Origin of the sequence: Cellulomonas algicola (assembly GCF_003851725.1) — a bacterium.
Taxonomy (GTDB): domain Bacteria; phylum Actinomycetota; class Actinomycetes; order Actinomycetales; family Cellulomonadaceae; genus Cellulomonas; species Cellulomonas algicola.
Map to the genome: position 1 here is coordinate 1 of NZ_BHYL01000192.1, position 16,702 is coordinate 16,702.

At 75.8% G+C, this 16,702-nt stretch carries 18 protein-coding genes and 1 pseudogene; 16 read left to right on the plus strand and 3 right to left on the minus strand.

The genetic code is table 11. The features are described from left to right. Window positions 1-450, minus strand: a pseudogene (locus tag CTKZ_RS12535) (AAA family ATPase); the annotation flags it as partial. 94 nt (window positions 451-544) lie between these two features. On the opposite strand from CTKZ_RS12535, the gene CTKZ_RS12540 reads away from it, so the two are divergent. The 5 genes from CTKZ_RS12540 (at window position 545) to CTKZ_RS12560 (ending at window position 5,728) form a co-directional block, all read left to right on the plus strand. After that, window positions 545-1,477 carry a phosphoribosylaminoimidazolesuccinocarboxamide synthase gene (locus CTKZ_RS12540; RefSeq protein ID WP_235843468.1) on the plus strand — a complete coding sequence of 311 codons (933 nt, stop codon included), beginning with the start codon at window positions 545-547 and terminating at the stop codon, window positions 1,475-1,477. A 169-nt stretch (window positions 1,478-1,646) separates the two neighbouring features. Next, window positions 1,647-2,678, plus strand: coding sequence for an ABC transporter substrate-binding protein (locus CTKZ_RS12545; protein ID WP_124343262.1), 1,032 nt, complete (start codon window positions 1,647-1,649; stop codon window positions 2,676-2,678). A 106-nt stretch (window positions 2,679-2,784) separates the two neighbouring features. Beyond that, on the plus strand, window positions 2,785-3,828 hold the full coding sequence (locus tag CTKZ_RS12550; protein ID WP_124343263.1) for a FecCD family ABC transporter permease: 1,044 nt from the start codon (window positions 2,785-2,787) through the stop codon (window positions 3,826-3,828). A gap of 23 nt (window positions 3,829-3,851) precedes the next feature. Continuing rightward, window positions 3,852-4,880: a FecCD family ABC transporter permease gene (locus CTKZ_RS12555; RefSeq protein WP_235843469.1), complete on the plus strand. Its 1,029-nt coding sequence runs from the start codon at window positions 3,852-3,854 to the stop codon at window positions 4,878-4,880. Continuing rightward, window positions 4,877-5,728 (plus strand): ABC transporter ATP-binding protein, encoded by an 852-nt coding sequence (locus CTKZ_RS12560; protein ID WP_200829732.1) that lies wholly within the window; start codon window positions 4,877-4,879, stop codon window positions 5,726-5,728. Before CTKZ_RS12555 ends, CTKZ_RS12560 begins: the two co-directional genes overlap by 4 nt. Before the next feature lie 80 nt (window positions 5,729-5,808). Here CTKZ_RS12560 and CTKZ_RS12565 read toward each other — a convergent pair whose 3' ends face one another. Continuing rightward, window positions 5,809-6,675 carry a DNA/RNA non-specific endonuclease gene (locus tag CTKZ_RS12565; protein ID WP_124343265.1) on the minus strand — a complete coding sequence of 289 codons (867 nt, stop codon included), beginning with the start codon at window positions 6,673-6,675 and terminating at the stop codon, window positions 5,809-5,811. A 56-nt stretch (window positions 6,676-6,731) separates the two neighbouring features. Between CTKZ_RS12565 and CTKZ_RS12570 the strand changes: the two genes are divergently transcribed. The 9 genes from CTKZ_RS12570 to CTKZ_RS12610 all read left to right on the plus strand — a co-directional run bounded on the left by CTKZ_RS12570 (window position 6,732) and on the right by CTKZ_RS12610 (window position 14,108). Continuing rightward, window positions 6,732-8,216, plus strand: a complete 1,485-nt coding sequence (locus CTKZ_RS12570) for an amidohydrolase (RefSeq protein ID WP_124343266.1) — start codon at window positions 6,732-6,734, stop codon at window positions 8,214-8,216. Window positions 8,217-8,300: 84 nt separating this feature from the next. After that, on the plus strand, window positions 8,301-8,648 hold the full coding sequence (locus tag CTKZ_RS12575) for a PadR family transcriptional regulator (RefSeq protein ID WP_200829733.1): 348 nt from the start codon (window positions 8,301-8,303) through the stop codon (window positions 8,646-8,648). Further along, complete coding sequence (locus CTKZ_RS12580) at window positions 8,648-9,190, plus strand: hypothetical protein (RefSeq protein ID WP_124343267.1); 543 nt, start codon at window positions 8,648-8,650, stop codon at window positions 9,188-9,190. Before CTKZ_RS12575 ends, CTKZ_RS12580 begins: the two co-directional genes overlap by 1 nt. Next, on the plus strand, window positions 9,187-10,458 hold the full coding sequence (locus CTKZ_RS12585; RefSeq protein ID WP_124343268.1) for a hypothetical protein: 1,272 nt from the start codon (window positions 9,187-9,189) through the stop codon (window positions 10,456-10,458). Before CTKZ_RS12580 ends, CTKZ_RS12585 begins: the two co-directional genes overlap by 4 nt. Window positions 10,459-10,565: 107 nt before the next feature. Further along, window positions 10,566-10,835 (plus strand): phosphoribosylformylglycinamidine synthase subunit PurS, encoded by a 270-nt coding sequence (gene purS, locus CTKZ_RS12590; protein WP_124343269.1) that lies wholly within the window; start codon window positions 10,566-10,568, stop codon window positions 10,833-10,835. Further along, window positions 10,832-11,527 carry a phosphoribosylformylglycinamidine synthase subunit PurQ gene (gene purQ / locus CTKZ_RS12595; protein ID WP_124343270.1) on the plus strand — a complete coding sequence of 232 codons (696 nt, stop codon included), beginning with the start codon at window positions 10,832-10,834 and terminating at the stop codon, window positions 11,525-11,527. The genes purS and purQ overlap by 4 nt, the downstream gene beginning before the upstream one ends. Next, on the plus strand, window positions 11,527-12,534 hold the full coding sequence (locus tag CTKZ_RS12600) for a GNAT family N-acetyltransferase (protein WP_124343271.1): 1,008 nt from the start codon (window positions 11,527-11,529) through the stop codon (window positions 12,532-12,534). The genes purQ and CTKZ_RS12600 overlap by 1 nt, the downstream gene beginning before the upstream one ends. A gap of 19 nt (window positions 12,535-12,553) precedes the next feature. Then, window positions 12,554-13,282 carry a DUF72 domain-containing protein gene (locus tag CTKZ_RS12605; protein ID WP_124343272.1) on the plus strand — a complete coding sequence of 243 codons (729 nt, stop codon included), beginning with the start codon at window positions 12,554-12,556 and terminating at the stop codon, window positions 13,280-13,282. Between the two features lie 187 nt (window positions 13,283-13,469). Beyond that, the gene (locus CTKZ_RS12610; RefSeq protein WP_124343273.1) at window positions 13,470-14,108 is read left to right on the plus strand and encodes a hypothetical protein; all 639 of its coding nucleotides are present in this window, start codon (window positions 13,470-13,472) and stop codon (window positions 14,106-14,108) included. Between the two features lie 25 nt (window positions 14,109-14,133). Here the strand turns inward: CTKZ_RS12610 and CTKZ_RS12615 are convergent, their stop codons facing one another. Beyond that, window positions 14,134-14,544, minus strand: a complete 411-nt coding sequence (locus CTKZ_RS12615) for a cupin domain-containing protein (protein WP_124343274.1) — start codon at window positions 14,542-14,544, stop codon at window positions 14,134-14,136. A gap of 170 nt (window positions 14,545-14,714) precedes the next feature. On the opposite strand from CTKZ_RS12615, the gene CTKZ_RS12620 reads away from it, so the two are divergent. Further along, window positions 14,715-15,731: a 3-oxoacyl-[acyl-carrier-protein] synthase III C-terminal domain-containing protein gene (locus tag CTKZ_RS12620; RefSeq protein WP_124343275.1), complete on the plus strand. Its 1,017-nt coding sequence runs from the start codon at window positions 14,715-14,717 to the stop codon at window positions 15,729-15,731. 4 nt (window positions 15,732-15,735) lie between these two features. Beyond that, window positions 15,736-16,572 carry an MBL fold metallo-hydrolase gene (locus CTKZ_RS12625; protein ID WP_124343276.1) on the plus strand — a complete coding sequence of 279 codons (837 nt, stop codon included), beginning with the start codon at window positions 15,736-15,738 and terminating at the stop codon, window positions 16,570-16,572. The last annotated feature ends 130 nt before the right edge of the window (window positions 16,573-16,702 follow it).

The following is a 16,702-nucleotide window of genomic DNA, read 5'->3' on the forward strand; positions in this document are numbered from 1 at the left end:
GGTGAGGCGTTGGGCGAGGACGACGGGCTCGTCGTCGACGCGGAGGAGGGTCAGCCCGAACGCGACGACGCGACGCTCGCTGTCCGGGCCGGTCGCGGTGCGCTCGTAGTCGACGGCGCCGACGGGGAAGTGCGCGGCCCACTGGCCCGCGGTGGTGAGGATCTCCGAGAGCGACGAGTGCATGCGCTGCTCGCCGCCGCCGATGCCGATCAGCCGCCCGCCGCCGTGCGCCTCGACGACCGCCGCGACGGCGACGTCCGCGTCGACCCGGCGCAGGAAGGGGACGACCTCCGTCAGCACCGGCAGCCCGCGCGGGTCGCGACCGAGGTGCTCGCGCAGGACCGGCACGAGCGGCGTGATCTCGTCCGTCGGTTGCGCGTGCGCGGCCTGGGCGGCGTCCGCGAGGGTGCGGAACGCGCGGAGGAAGTCGTCGAGGGGGGCGTCGGGCATCGCGCGGACCTCCTGCCGTGCGGACGGCCACCACGGTGGCCTCGTCTGGTGGACTCGTGCGCGGCGTCGGTGCCGCGCACGTCACACTAGGCCGGTGACCACCGCCGTCGTGCCCGAACCGTCCGTCGCGCTCCCCGGCTGGGCGCACACGTACTCCGGCAAGGTGCGGGACCTGTACGTCCCCGACGAGTCCGCCGCGGGTGCGGCGATCACCGCGGCGCACGGCGACGTCGTGCTGGTCGTCGCGAGCGACCGCGTCTCGGCGTACGACCACGTGCTGTCGCCGGGGATCCCGGGCAAGGGCGTCGTGCTCACGCAGCTCAGCCTGTGGTGGTTCGAGCAGCTGGCCGACCTCGTGCCCAACCACGTCGTCTCGACGGACGTGCCCGAGGCCGTCGCGGGCCGCGCGATGGTGTGCCGTCGCCTGTCGATGTTCCCCGTCGAGTGCGTCGCCCGCGGCTACCTGACGGGCTCGGGGCTGGTCGAGTACCGCGCGTCGGGCGAGGTCACGGGCATCCCGCTGCCGGCCGGGCTGGTCGACGGGTCGCGGCTGCCCGAGCCGATCTTCACGCCCGCGACGAAGGCAGAGCTCGGCGACCACGACGAGAACGTGCCGTTCTCCGCGGTCGTCGAGCAGATCGGCGCGGACGCGGCGACGACGCTGCGCGACCTCACGCTCGCCGTCTACGCGCGGGCCGAGGCCGTCGCGCGCGAGCGGGGCGTGATCCTCGCGGACACCAAGCTCGAGTTCGGCACCGACCCGACGACGGGCGCGGTCACGCTGGGCGACGAGGTGCTCACGCCGGACTCGTCGCGGTTCTGGCCCGCGGACGCGTGGGAGCCGGGCCGTGCGCAGCCGAGCTTCGACAAGCAGTTCGTCCGGGACTGGCTGACGTCGGCCGCGTCCGGGTGGGACCGCGAGTCCGACGTGCCGCCGCCGGTCCTGCCGGCCGACGTCGTCGAGCGCACGCGCGACCGGTACCTCGAGGCGTTCGAGCGCCTGACGGGCGCGCCGCTCCCGCTCTGAACGGTGGCACCCAGGCTCGGTCCCGGGTGCCGTGGGTGCGCCGCCGGGTGTGAGCAGGACGACATCGGGGTCCCGCCGGCGCGGTCGCAGGCGAGGTTAGGCTTGCCTCATCCGCCGGCCGTGACGGGATGACCGCATCGGCCAGCCCCTCACCGATGGGAGTCCCCCCGTGCGCCACCTGCGCCGCTCCGCCGTCGCCGTCGTCGCGACCGCGCTGACCCTCGCGCTCGCCGCGTGCGCCGGCTCGACCGACGACGACGCCGCCACCCCCGAGCCCGGCAGCACCGAGAGCGACGGCACGACGTTCCCCGTCACCATCGAGTCGGCGCTCGGCGAGGCCGTCATCGAGCAGAAGCCCGAGCGCGTCGTGACCCTCGGCTGGGGTGCGGACGACATCGCGCTCTCGCTCGGCACCGTGCCCGTGGGCATCGAGGCCGACACGTGGGGCGGCGACGAGGACGGCTACCACCCGTGGTTCCGCGAGGCGATCGAGGAGCGCGACGCCGAGCTGCCCGAGGCGATCGCCGCCTACCCGCTCGACGTCGACGCGATCGTCGCTCTCGAGCCCGACCTGGTCCTCGCGCCGCAGTCCGGCCTGGAGCAGGACGTCTTCGACCAGCTGTCCGAGGTCGTGCCCGTCGTGGCCTACCCGAAGGAGGCGTGGCAGACGACGATCGAGGAGCAGGTCGAGATCATCGCGACCGCCCTCGGCGTGCCCGAGCAGGCCGAGCCGCTGCTGCAGACGCGTCAGGACGCGATCGACGAGGCCGCGCTCGCGAACCCCGAGCTCGCCGGGATCTCGTTCGCGTACGTCTACGCCGGCACGCCGGGCAGCCTCGACGTGTACCTGCCGGGCGACCCGCGCGTCGACCTGCTCACCGACCTGGGCCTCGAGCTCGCGCCGTCCGTCGCGGACCTGAAGCCGTCGCCGAACACGTTCACGTCGAGCCTGGGCCTGGAGAACGCGGACCAGCTCGACGACGTCCAGTTGCTGTTCACGTGGTTCGGGGACGAGGCCGAGCAGGCCGCGACCGAGGCGCAGCCGCTGTTCGCGCAGATCCCCGCGTTCGCGGCCGGTGCCTACGTGCCGATGCTCGACCGCTCGCTCGGCATGGCCGTCACGACCGCCACGCCGCTGTCGCTGCCGTGGGCGCTCGACGCGTACCTGCCGCTCATCACCGCGGGCGCCGAGAAGGTCTGACCGGGACCGCCCTTCCGGTCGCCCACGCGGCGCCGGGCGGGCGCCCGCGGGACGTCACCCGTCGGCCTGCGCCGCCGCCGCGTGACCCGTTCCGTACCGTGCACCCATGAGCACCGTCGCCGCTCCCCGAGCCCCGCGCGCGCAGCCGCCGCGCGCGCGGGGCTCGCGCGCGCTCGTGCTCACCGCCGGTCTCGTCGGCGCGCTCGCGCTGCTCGCGCTCGCCGTCGGGCTCAGCCTGGCCGTCGGCGCCAAGTCGGTCCCGCTCGGCGACGTGTGGTCCGCGCTGCTGCACCCCGACGACTCGTACACGTCGAGCGTCGTCGCGTCGCGCGTCGACCGCACGCAGCTCGGGGTGATCGTCGGCGCGGCGCTCGCGGTCGCGGGCGTCGTCATCCAGGGGCTGACGCGCAACCCGCTGGGCGACCCCGGGCTGCTCGGCGTCAACGCGGGCGCGTCGGCGTCCGTCGTCCTCGGCATCCTCGTGCTCGGCCCGGCGGCGGGGCGTTCGGTGTGGACCGCGATCCCGGGCGCGCTGCTCGCGGCCGTCGCGGTCTACCTCATCGGGTCGGGCGGGCGGCGTGCCACGCCCGTGCGGCTCGTGCTCGCGGGTGCGGCGGTGTCGGCGGTGCTCGTGGCGCTGGTCGAGGCCGTCTCGCTCACGCAGCCGCTCGTCTTCGACTCCTACCGCGTCTGGGTGGTCGGGTCGCTCGCCGGGCGGCCGCCCGGGCTCGTCGGGCAGGTCCTGCCGTTCGTCGTCGTCGGGCTCGTGCTGTGCGCGCTGCTCGCGCGGCCGCTCAACGCGCTCGCGCTCGGCGACGAGTCGGCGACGTCGCTCGGGCTGCACGCCGGCCGCACGCGCCTGCTCGGCGGCGCGGCCGCGACGATGCTGTGCGCCGCCGCCGTCGCCGCGGTCGGCCCGATCGCGTTCGTCGGGCTCGCGGTGCCGCACGTCGTCCGCTCGTTCACCGGGTCGGACCACCGCTGGCTGCTGCCGTACTGCGCGTTGCTCGGGCCCGTGCTGCTGCTCGTCTCCGACGTCGTCGGCAGGGTCGTCGCGCGGCCGGGCGAGCTCATGGTCGGCGCGGTCACGGCGTTCGTCGGCGCGCCGTTCCTCATCGCCGCCGTGCGGCGCGGCCGGATGGGCTTGTGATGCTCCAAGGTCGTCCGCCGCGGGTGCTGCGTCTCGGGTCCGCCGAGCGGGGCATCTCGGTGCGCTGGCGCGTGCGGCCGGTAGTCGTGGGCGTCGCTGCCCTGGTCGTGGCCGTCGTGGCCGCGCTCGTGACCGTCAGCGCCGGTCGGCTCGGCATCCCGCTCGCCGAGCTGCCGACCGTGCTCGCGGGCGACGGCTCGAAGATCCAGCAGTGGGCGCTGTTCACCAAGGCGCTCCCGCGGCTCACCGTCGCCGCAGCCGCCGGTGCCGCGTTCGCCGTCGCCGGTGCGCTGTTCCAGTCCGTCACACGCAACCCGCTCGGCAGCCCCGACGTCATCGGCCTCGGGTCCGGCGCCGCCGCGGGGGCCGTCGCCGCCGCGCTCGTGTGGCCCGGCGTCGTCCCCGTCCCCGTCGGTGCCGTCGTCGGCGCGGTCGTCGCGGTCGTCGCCGTGTGGCTCGGCACCGGGCGCGGGTTCGCCGCACCGCACCGCATGGTCGTCACCGGCATCGCCGTCGGCGCGATGGCCCTCGCGTTCGTCCAGCTCGCGCTCGCGCGCGGCAACCGGGAGGACGCGCAGGAGGTCGCGATCTGGATCAACGGTTCCCTGCTCGCGCGGACGTGGACCGACGCGGCCGTCGTCGGCGGTGCGCTGCTCGTGCTGGTGCCGCTCGCGCTCGTGCTGACCCGCGCCCTCCAGGTCGTCGAGATGGGCGACGAGGCCGCCACGGCCGTCGGGGTCCGGCCGACGACCGTGCGCACGGCGGCCGTCGTCGTGGGCGTCCTCGCGACCGGGGCTGCCGTCAGCGTGTGCGGGCCGATCGCGTTCGTCGCGCTCACCGCCCCGCAGATCACGCGCCGCCTCACGCGCTCGACCGGGCCCGGCGTCGCCGCCGCCGCCTGCACCGGCGCGGCCGTCCTCGTCGTCGCCGACCTGATCGCGCAGTACGCCGTCCCGGGGCAGCAGTTCCCCGTCGGCGTCGTCACGGCCGCCCTCGGCGGCGTCTACCTCGCGTTCCTGCTGGTGCGCGAGTGGAGGAGGAGCGCCGCATGAGCACCGCCCGCCCAGCGCCCGGAACCACCGGCGACGCCACCGGCCCGGCCACCCCCGCGTCGCCGCTCGAGGCGCGCGACCTCACGCTCGCCTACGACCAGCTCGTCGTCGCGCGGGACCTGTCCGTCGCCATCCCGCGCGCCTCGTTCACCGTGATCATCGGCCCCAACGGTTGCGGCAAGTCGACGCTGCTGCGCGCGCTCGCCCGGACCCTCAAGCCGCGCGCCGGCGAGGTGCTGCTCGAGGGGCAGCCGGTCGAGAAGATGCGCGGCAAGGACGTCGCCCGCCGGCTCGCGCTGCTGCCGCAGAGCCCCGTCGCGCCCGAGGCGATCACGGTCGGCGACCTCGTCGCGCGCGGCCGGTACCCGCACCAGGGGATCCTGCGGCAGTGGTCGCCGGCCGACGCGCGTGCCGTCGCCGCCGCGCTCGACGCCACCGAGGTCGCCGACCTGCGCGACCGCTACGTGTCCGACCTGTCCGGCGGCCAGCGGCAGCGGGTGTGGCTCGCGATGGCCCTCGCGCAGGAGACCGACCTGCTGCTGCTCGACGAGCCGACGACCTACCTCGACATCGCGCACCAGGTCGAGGTCATGGACCTGTGCGCGCGCCTGCACGAGGAGGGCCGCACGCTCGTCGCCGTCCTGCACGACCTCAACCAGGCCGCGCGGTACGCGACGCACCTCGTCGCGATGCGGGACGGGCGCGTCGTCGCCGAGGGGCCGCCCGCCGAGGTGGTGACCGCCGAGCGCGTGCGTGAGGTGTTCGGGCTCGCGTGCCGCGTCGTGCCCGACCCCGAGACCGGCACGCCGATGGTCGTGCCGCTGCGCGGGGCCGCGACGCGCGCGTGACGGCCGCCGACCGACGGTCCCCGGCCGCGTCACGACGGCCCGACGACGTGCGTACGTCCGCGCGGGCCGTGGGGCGCGGCTCAGACGACGATGTCCGACGCGTCCGTCAGCGTGACCCACGCCTTCTCGCCGAGCGCCCGGGTCGGCGGCAGGACGTCCGCGTCGACGGCCGGTCCGAGGTCGAGCCCGGTGAGCTCCTCGATCGTCGACACCGGCACCTGGAACGTGCGGAACGGACCGAGCGGCGGGGGAGCGTCGACGTCCCGCGCCGCGCGCTGCGCCTCGTCGAGGTCGAGCCCCGCGAGCAGCGGCGACTGGTCCACGAGGAACCCCGCGGAGGCGAGCCTGAGCCTGGGCGCCCTGTCGTCGGGGACGCCCGCGGACGGTGCGTCGGGGTCGGGCGTCGCCCACACGGCGACCTTCCAGAAGTGCCGCGGCACCCCGACGCCCCGGTAGACGGGGTCGTCGTCGCGCAGCACCGGACCGGTGAAGACGCTGACCCGCTGCCGCCACGTCTCGGCGTACTGCAGCACGTGGTCCTCGAGGCCGACCCACAGCTGCTTGCCCTGGTTGAAGTCGTCGACCTGCGGGGCGGCGTTGGTGTACCGGAAGGTGTCGACGTTGGCCCGCTGCGCGACGTCCGGATCACCCCAGACCGGGTCGGCGCGTCGCACGAGGTGCCCGCGGTCGAGCCGGTTGTTCCGGTAGACGTCGGGCCCGGCCTGCCGGTCGGCCGGCACGCGCGGGTCGAGCTCCCACCTGTCGTTGCGCGGCAGGTCGAGCAGCCGGCCGCCGTCGATGTTGACCGCGGTCGCCGCCGCGAGCTTGTGCTCGGGGTCGAACTGCACGGTGAAGTGCGTCGACGGGAGGTCCTCCGTGGGCCGCGGCGTGACCGGCAGCGGCAACGGAGGGCCGAGGAAGAACGGGTCGTACCCTGCGTGATCCATGCCGCCCCCTACGGTGCTCACATGACGACGGTAGCGGCGGGGTCGACGCGGACGACATGACAATCGCGACAAATCACCCACTGCTGCTGCGCGCCGGTCGACGTGTCGGCCATGCCGGCCTGGTCGACGTCCTGCTCCGCGACGGCCGCATCGCCGCGATCGGGCCCGACCTGCTCGACGCCGCCGGTCCGCGGGCGGAGGTCGTCGAGCTCGACGGCCGCCACGTGCTCCCCGGCCTGTGGGACGCCCACGTGCACCTGACCCAGTGGGCGCTCGCGCGGCAGCGGCTCGACGTGTCCCGCGCGGCGTCGGCGGCGGAGGCGGTCGCGCTCGTGCGCGCGCGGCTCGACACAGCACCGCCGGCGCCCGGGGCTCCGCTCGTCGGGTTCGGGTTCCGCGACGGCCTCTGGCCGGACGACCCCACGACCGCGCTGCTCGACGCCGCCGTCGGTGAGGTGCCCGTCGTGCTCGTCTCGGGCGACCTGCACTGCGCGTGGCTGTCCACCGCCGGGCTGCGGATGCTCGGCGTCGGAGCGCACGACGGCGGCCTGCTGCGCGAGGGCGACTGGATGCCGCTGCAGGGTGCGGTCGACCACGTGCCCGACGACGTCGCCGACGTGGCGGTCCACGAGGCCGCGCTGGCCGCCGCCGCACGCGGGGTCGTCGGGGTGGTCGACCTGGAGATCGCCGACAACCTCGACGTGTGGCGTCGTCGCACCGCGGCCCGGCCCGGCGTGCTGCGCGTGCGCGCCGGTGTCTGGGAGGAGTACCTCGACCGCGTCGTGCGCGACGACCTGCACACGGGCGACCGCGTCGCCGGGCTCGTCGAGCAGGGCCCGCTCAAGGTCATCACCGACGGCTCGCTCAACACCCGCACCGCCTACTGCCACGACCCCTACCCGGGCACGGCCGACCGCGGTGTCCTGTCCGTCCCGCCCGACCACCTCGTGCCGCTCATGACGTACGCGCGCTCGCACGGCCTGCGGTGCGCGATCCACGCGATCGGCGACGCCGCCAACGCGCTCGCCCTCGACGCCTTCGCCGCGTCCGGCGCGGCCGGGTCCGTCGAGCACGCGCAGCTCCTCGACGACGACGACGTCCAGCGGTTCGCCGAGCTCGGTGTCGTCGCGAGCGTCCAGCCCGAGCACGCGATGGACGACCGGGACGTCGCCGACCACCACTGGGCCGGCCGCACGCGTCGCGCCTTCCCGCTCGCCGCGCTGCACGCCGCGGGGGTGACGCTCACGCTCGGGTCCGACGCGCCCGTCGCGCCGCTGGACCCGTGGGTCGCGGTCGACGCCGCTGTCTGGCGCGCGCGCGACGGCCGCGACGCGTGGCACCCGGAGCAGCGGCTCGACCTGCTGACGGCGCTCGCGGCCTCGGTCGACGGACGGTGGGTCGGCCTCCAGGTCGGGGACCCGGCCGACCTCGTGCTGCTCGACGACGACCCGGTCGCCCGGGGCGGGACGGCGGGCGCCCTCCGGGACATGCCGGTCGCCGCCACGCTCGTCGCGGGCGGGTGGGCGCACCGCGCCCTCTGACGGTCGGGCAGGTACCCCGATGACCTGGGCGTTCGCCCGTCCGAGGGATGGTGTCGATAGGTCGTCGCGCGATATATATCGGTCATGACGTTCCGCATGACCGAGCAGGCGTACCTGGTCATGCTCGCGCTCGCCGACGAGCCGCGGCACGGGTACGGCGTCGTGCAGGAGGTGCGCACGCTGTCGGACGGCCGCGTCCGCCTCGGTGCCGGCACGCTGTACGGCGTCCTCGACCGCCTCGTCGACGTCGGGTACGCCGAGGCGTCGGGCGAGGTCGTCGTCGACGGACGCGTCCGCCGCTACTACCGGCTGACCCCCGAGGGCCGCGACGTCCTCACCGTCGAGACCACGCGGCTCGCCGACCTCGCCCGTCGCGCGCAGCGCGTCCTCGCCGCTCCCGTCCGCCCGCGCCCGCTGCTGGGCGGCGCGTGATGGCCCGCGCGGTTGAGGACGCCTTCGAGCGTTCCGCCCGACGGTGGCTGCGCGCCTACCCGCCCCGCTGGCGCCGCGAGCGCGCGGACGAGGCCGTCGCGCTGCTCGCCGACCTGGCGCCCGACGCCCGCCGGGTCGACGTGCGCACCGCCCTGGGGCTGGTCCGGAGCGGCTGGTCCACCCGCCGCCGCACGCGACCGCCGCTGCGGACGTTCCTCGCCTTCCGGTTCCGTGGCCGGCTGCCCGGCCCCGAGCACGCCGCCTGGCTCGAGGACGACGTCACCGGGCGGTGGTTCCACGCCCGTGCCGCACTCGCGCAGGTGCTCGTCGTCGGCCTCGTGGCGTGGGGCGTGGCAGCCGTCGGGTGGTTGTCGTGGGAGGCAGTGCTCTTCGGCTCCGTCGTGATGGTGCTGTCCGAGGCCGTCCGCGCGACGCGGCGGATGCTGCGCCACGAGGACCCCCGCCGGCCGGCGGTCGCGGGCGACGTCGGCCGCTTCGGCCCGTACGTGCGGCTCGACCCGCCGGACGGGGGTGCGCGGTGAGCGCACAGCCGCCGGTCGTCAGCCCCGACGGCACCGACGCCCCCGACGGGACGGACGGCACGGATGCCGCCGACGGCCCCGACGTCGCGGGCTGCCCCGACGCCACGGACGGCGGCGCGGCGGCCGGCACGTCTGCCACGCCCGATCACCTCGCAGCCCTGCGCCCCGAGACGCGTGCCGTGACGTTCGTGCGCTCGGCGCAGCGCTGGCTGCTCGCCTACCCGCCGTCGTGGCGCACGCGGCACGGTGCCGAGCTCGTCGACGTCCTCGCGGACCTCGCGGAGCCGTCGGCCACCCGCGTCGACACCCGGACTGCGGCGGGGCTCGTCGTCGGCGGTCTGCGCACACGGTGGCGCACCGGACCGCCGCCGGCCGCGCGGCTCGCCTTCTGGGTCTTCGACACCCCGCCGTCGGCGCGCTACGGCGACTGGCTGCGGGACACGGTCGCCGCCCGGAGGTTTCGCGTCATGCGCTGGCTGCGCGGGTGCACCCCGGCCCTCCTGCTGCTCGCGGTCCCCGGCGTCCGCGACGACCCCCGGTCGGTCGTCGCCCTCGTCGCGCCGGGCGTCGCGCTGTACGGCGTCCTCGTCCTCCTGACGAACGGGGAGCGGACCCGACGCTGGATGACGCAGCGGTTCGTCGCGTCCCGCGGCCCTGAGCCGGGGACACGGCTGCCCGTCGTCGTGCTGCCGCGGCAGCGGGTCGCGGCGGTGCCGTCGACCGTGGCGGCGCTGGTGGTCGTCGGCGTCGGCGCGGTCGCGTGGTCCGTCGCCGGCTGGCTCGTCCCATCCGTCGTGACGTGGGTGTCGTGCCCGACCGACGGACTGCCGGTGGTCGCGTGCGCGGAGAACGTCACGATGCCCCGCACGTCGCCGACGGGGTGGCTGGTCACGCTCGCGGTGTCCTGCGTCGTCGGCGGTCTCCTGGCGCTCGGGGCGTGGCGACGCCTGCGACGCGTCCTGCCGTCGCTGCCCGATCAGCCGTGGCGCGAGGTCGTGCCGCTCGTCCGGACGGCGCCCGTCGGCGTTGCCGTCGTCGCGGCGGCGATCGTCGCGTCGGCGGCATGGGAGGTCGTCGGGATCGGCGTCCTGACGTTCTCGGCCGTCGCCGCGCCCGTCTGCGTCGCGGCTCTGCCGGTGCTGCTCGTCCTCCGGCGTGCCGCGCGCCGCACCGCGCACCTGACGGACGTGGCGGCCGTGGACCTGTGGGCGGTCGTGCTGCGCGGTCGGCCGCCGCGCGTCGACGAGCCGCAGCCCGGGCTCGTCTGACCGGACGCCGGCCGCGCCGGTCGCCTGTCGGACGCCGACCGGGTGCGCCGTCGCCGGTCGGTAGACTCGCCGCGATCCCCACCGCCGCGAACTCAGGGAGCACCCCCGTGGGACGAGTCGTCGTCGACGTCATGCCGAAGCCCGAGATCCTCGACCCGCAGGGCAAGGCCGTCGCGGGTGCGCTGCCGCGCCTCGGCTTCGCGCAGTTCTCGTCGGTCCGTCAGGGCAAGCGGTTCGAGCTCGAGGTCGACGGTCCGGTGACGGAGGAGGTCCTCGCCGCAGCCCGTGCCGCGGGCGAGCAGGTCCTGTCGAACCCCGTGATCGAGGACGTCGTCGCGGTGTACGAGGACACGGACGCCGAGGTCGCGGCCCGATGAGCCGCATCGGCGTCGTCACCTTCCCCGGCACGCTCGACGACCGCGACGCGGCGCGCGCGGTCCGGCTGGCCGGCGGCGAGCCCGTCGCGCTGTGGCACGCCGACGCCGACCTGCACGGGGTCGACGCGGTCGTCCTGCCCGGCGGCTTCTCCTACGGCGACTACCTGCGCGCGGGGGCGATCAGCCGCTTCGCGCCCGTCATGGGCGAGATCGTCGAGGCTGCCCACAAGGGCCTCCCTGTCCTGGGCATCTGCAACGGCTTCCAGGTCCTCACCGAGGCGCACCTGCTGCCGGGGTCGATGATCAAGAACGACCACCTGCACTTCGTGTGCCGCGAGCAGGTGCTGTCCGTCGAGCGCACGGACACCGCGTGGACCAGCGACTACGCGCAGGGCGAGCACATCACGATCCCGCTGAAGAACCAGGACGGCCAGTACGTCGCCGACGAGCGCACGCTCGACGAGCTCGAGGGCGAGGGCCGCGTCGTGTTCCGCTACGAGGGCTGGAACCCGAACGGGTCGCGGCGGGGCATCGCGGGCATCAGCAACGCCGCGGGCAACGTCGTGGGGCTCATGCCGCACCCCGAGCACGCGGTCGAGGCGGGCTTCGGCCCGGACGGTGCCCAGGGTCCGCGCACGGGCACGGACGGCCTGCGGTTCTTCACGTCGGTGCTCAAGGCGCTCGTCGGCTGATGACGGCGGACGCCCCGGCCGTCACGGTCGACGTCGTCGCCTGGGACCACCCGGACGTGGTGCGGCTGCGCGACGCGCAGCAGGCCGAGCTGCGCGAGCGGTACGGCGAGGACGACATCGGTCACGCGATGTCGGGCGACGACATCGTCGGTGTCGTGCTGCTGCACGCGGACGGCGAGCCGGTCGCGATCGGGGCCCTGCGTGACGTCGACGCCGTGTACGACGACCTCGAGCCGCAGACCGCCGAGGTCAAGCGCATGTACGTCGTGCCGGAGCACCGCGGCCGCGGCTACTCGCGCCTCATCCTCACCGCGCTCGAGCGGCTCGCGACCGCGCAGGACGTGCGCTGCCTCGTCCTGGAGACGGGCCCGCTGCAGCCCGAGGCGATCGGCCTCTACCTCCGGGCCGGCTTCTTCCCGATCGAGAACTACGGCGAGTACGTCGGCGTCGTGGACTCACGCTGCTTCGCGAAGTACCTCGTCCCGGTCCCGCAGGCCGAGCGTGCCCCGCGCTACGAGGGTCGCGTGACGATCGAGCGGACCGCGTGGGACGACCCCCGCGCGCTCGAGCTGCGGCGGGCGATGCACCGGTTCAACGGCTGGCGCTACCCCGAGCTGCAGCCGATGTGGGACGCCGCGGGCGGCTTCGACGGCGACGACGCAGCGCAGGGCGTCGGCGTCCTGGTCGTGCTGCTCGCGCTCCTCGACGGCGAGCCCGCCGGGCACGTCGCGCTGCGCGGTCCGCGGGACGGCCAACCGGAGGGCTCCGGCGAGGTCAAGAAGCTCTTCGTCGACGACAGCGCCCGCGGCGCCGGTCTCGCGCGCACCCTCATGCGCGCGCTGGAGGCGGAAGCCCGCGCGGCCGGCATGACGTCGCTGCTCCTGCAGACCGGCGTCCGCCAGCCCGAGGCCGTCCGCCTCTACGTCGACGAGGGCTACCGGCCGATCGCGCCGTACAAGCCGTACGTCGGCGACCTGCTGTCCCTCTGCTTCGCGAAGACGCTCTGACGGCGGCGCGGGGGCCGGCGTGACGATCCGCGTCGGGACGTCGGGCTGGTCGTACGACCACTGGGAGGGCGTGCTCTACCCGCCGGGAATGCCTCCGCACGACCGGCTCGCGCGGTACGTGCAGGAGTTCGGCACCGTCGAGCTCAACGCGTCGTTCTACCGCTGGCCGCGCGACGCGACGTTCGCGTCCTGGAACCGCCGCCTGCCCGAGGGCTTCACGATGTCCGTCAAGGCGTCGCGCGGGCTCACGCACGCGAAGCGGCTCTACGCGCCCGAGGTGTGGTCCGAGCGGATCGCCCGCTCGTGGCACGCGCTGCGCGACCGGCGCGAGGTGCTGCTCGTGCAGCTGCCGCCCGACCAGCAGCGCGACGACGCGCGCCTCGACTGGTTCCTCGGGTCGCTGCCGTGGTGGGTGCGGGTCGCCGTCGAGCTGCGGCACCCGTCGTGGCAGCACGACGACGTCTCCGCGATCCTCGAGCGGCACGGCGCCGCGTCGTGCGTGATGAGCGGCGCCGGGCTGCCGTGCGTGCTGCGCGCGACCGCGCCGTTCGTGTACGTGCGCCTGCACGGGCCCGACCAGCAGTGGCTCTACGGCGGCTCGTACTCCGACGACGACCTGCGCTGGTGGGCGGACCGCGTGCGCGAGTGGGACGCGCAGGGTCGTGACGTGCTCGTCTACTTCAACAACGACGGCGACGGGAACGCGGTGCGCAACGCGCGGACGCTGCGCTGGATCCTCGGCGTCTGACGCCACCCGACCCGGCGTTCTCGGCATGTGAGCGGGTTGCCGACAGGGGTGGTGCGCGGCGACGGGCTGCGGTTAGCCTTCCCGCATGTCCTCGTCCCGGGTGTGTTGTCGCTGAGCTGACGACCTCGCGCGCCCGCGGCCCGACGGCCCTCGCCGCGCACCCCGTACGACCTGAGGACCTCCTCCCGTGACCCAGCTCCTTGCGCGCACCCGCGCGCCGCACACCCGCACCGTCGCCCGCCCGCACCGTCCTGCGGTGCTGCCCGCCCGCCCTGACGCGGTCGCCGCCGAGGCCGCCCCGGTCGTCTGGCGCGTCGCCGTCGACCGGGCGGGGCGCACGACCGTCGAGCCCACCTCCTCCGCGACCCGACCGCAGGGCGTCGAGGTCGTCGTCACGAGCGCCGCGCTGGACGACGTCGCGCTCCTGCGGTCCGCCGCCGCGGCCGACACCGTCCGCATCCGCCACTCGCCCACGCTCGCGACGCCGACCGCGGTCGACGCGCTCGTCGCGGTGCTCGAGGGCCACCTCCTCGCGACCGGTCGTCGGCGCGGTGACGTCCGCGTCCTGCTGGAGGTCGAGACCGTGGTCGCCGACGACGAGCTCGACGCCGCCCGCCGCCGCGCGAACCTGTCCTACGCCGAGGCGTTCTCCGGGTTGGCGTGGCGACCGTCGTCGACGTGGCTCGTCGGCACGGCCGAGCAGGTCCGCGCGGATGCCGCCGCGCTGGTCGCCGCCACGGGCGTCGACGAGGTCGTGCTCGCCCTGGTCGGGCGCTCACGCGAGCACGTGGGCCGTCTCGGCGCCGCGGTCGCCACCGCCGCCTGACGGGCGGCCGAGGACGCGTCCCGTCTCACGGGGACTGGGAGGGCGCCTCGTGTCCCGGTGGCCGTCCCTCGCCGAGCTCGCGCAGCGGCTGCGTGCGGTCGCCGCCCGCGTCCCCGGTGTTGACCGTCCCGACGCGCTCGATCAGCACGGCCCGGACCTCGCCGTGCGCGAGCGGGCAGTGCTCGACGCCGCGCGGGACGACGAACACGTCGTCGGGACCGAGCTCGACGTCGCCGTCGCGGAGCTGGATCGTCAGGCGCCCGGACACCACGAGGAACAGCTCGTCGGTGTCGGGGTGGGTGTGCCAGACGAACTCGCCCTCGAGCGTGACGACCTTGACGTCGTGGTCGTTGACGGTGGCGAGGCGGTGCGGCTGGAACGGCGCCGGCAGGGCGTCGAGCGCGCTGCGGACGTTGCGGACCCCGTCGTGCGTCATGGCACGACCGTAGGGGCGGCGCGTGCGCGGCCGCGACGTCGTCGGGCGGACGAAGTCGGACGAGCTCTCGGCGGTGGCGCCCGGCGACGTTCGGGACGTCCGTGGACGACTCGGGCGGGCCTGTGGAGAGGCGTCCGACGGGCGGTGGCGCGCGTGGCATCCTGGCCCGCGTGCCACGCCAGAGCGCCGTCCCGTCCCTGCCCGTCCGGGTGCTGGGGACAGGTGCCCACCGCCCCTCCCGCGTCGTCCTCTCGTCCGAGCTGGACACCGCGCACGGGCGCGACGCGGGCACGTCGGAGGCGCGGTCCGGGGTGCGCTCGCGGCGCTGGGCGTCGGCGGAGGAGACGTCGTCGGTGATGGCGGCGGCGGCGGTGCGGCAGGCGCTCGACGCAGCCGGGCTCGACGTCGGGGACCTCGACGCGGTGGTCGTGTCGGCCGTCGCCCCCGAGCAGCCGATGCCGACGACCGCGGTCCTCACCGCGGCCCACCTCGGTGTCCCGGGCGGGCGGGTCGCGGCCCTCGACGTGAACGCCTCGTGCGTCGGATTCCTCTCCGCGCTCGACCTCGCGTCGGCTGCCGTCGCCGTCGGGCGGTGGGAGCGGGTCGCGGTCGTCGCGACCGAGATCGCGTCGAAAGGGCTCGACCACCGGGAGGTCGAGGGGTCGGCGCTGTTCGGCGACGGTGCCGCCGCGGTCGTCGTCGGTGCGGCGGCGCCGGACGACGGGTCCGCGGTGCTCGCGAGCGCGTCGGGGGTGTGGCCGGACGCCCGGTCCGCCTGCCGGATCGACGCGGGCGGGACGCGGTTCAACGTGACCACCCCGCCCGACGACCCGTCGGCCTACCTGTTCCGCATGGACGGTGCCGCGCTGCTGCGGCAGGTCGCCCGGCACCTGCCCGGCTTCCTCCGTGACCTCGAGCGTCGGGCAGGCCTCGGCGTCGACGAGGTGGACGTCGTCGTGCCGCACCAGGCGAGCGCCGTGGGCCTGCGGTACCTGCGCGAGCGCGTGGGCGTGCAGCCGGACGCGGTCGTCGACATCCTCGCCGACCACGGCAACCAGGTGTCCGCGTCGGTGCCCACGGCCCTGCACCACGCCGTGACGTCGGGCCGGCTGCGCCGGGGGCAGACGGCGCTGCTGCTCGGCACGGGCGCAGGGCTTGCCCTGTCGGCCACGATGCTGCGGTACTGACGCCATGACCGTCGAGCTGACGTTGCTGGAGGCCGGGCACACCACGCACAGCGCGGGCGTCGCCCGACGCGGAGCCGGTCGTGCACCCGTCCGGTTCCCCGCGCTCGTCGGGGTCGTGCGGCATGCCGGCGGTGTCGTGCTGGTCGACACCGGGTACGCGCCGCGCGTCGTCGAGGCGCTGTCGCACGGGATCGACCGCGTCTACGGCGGGCTGCTGCCCGTGCACGTCGGGCCGGACGAGTCGGCGGTCGCGCAGCTCGCCGCGCGGGGGATCGACGCGGACGACGTGACGCACGTCGTCGTCACGCACCTGCACGCCGACCACGTCGGTGGGCTGCGCGACTTCCCGGCCGCACGCGTCGTGGTGGCGCGGCGGGCCGTCGACGAGATCGCGCGCGTCCGGGGGGTCGGGCGTCTCCGCCGCGGGCTGGCCCCGGTGCTGCTCCCCGACGACCTGGCCGACCGCCTCCTCGACCCGATGACGCTCCCGCGTGCGGACGACGCGGACGTCGAGCCGCTGGGCGGCGCGCGGGACCTGCTCGGTGACGGGACGGTCGTGGTCGTGCCGCTGCCGGGGCACGCCACCGGCCACCTCGGCGTCCTCGTGCGGACGGCCACGCGCGACGTGCTGCTCGTCGGCGACGCCGCCTGGGACCGTCGCGCCGTGACGCACCGCGAGCTGCCCGCGCCCGTCGTCCGGCTGCTGTCCGCCGACTGGCCCCGGTACACGCGGACCATCGACGCCCTGCACCGCCTGGCGGAGCGGCGGCCCGACCTGATCGTGCTGCCCGCGCACGACGAGGCCGCGATCGCCGAGGCCCGCGCCGAGCTGGCGACGTGAGCCGGCCGCCCGCCGCCCGTGCCCCGCACCCTGTCCGTGGCACGCCGGCGGACGCGTCCGCAGACCGGCGCGTCCCGGAGCGCCAGCCGTGAGCCGGGCACGCGTCGCCCGGCGCGACGCGCCGGGACGG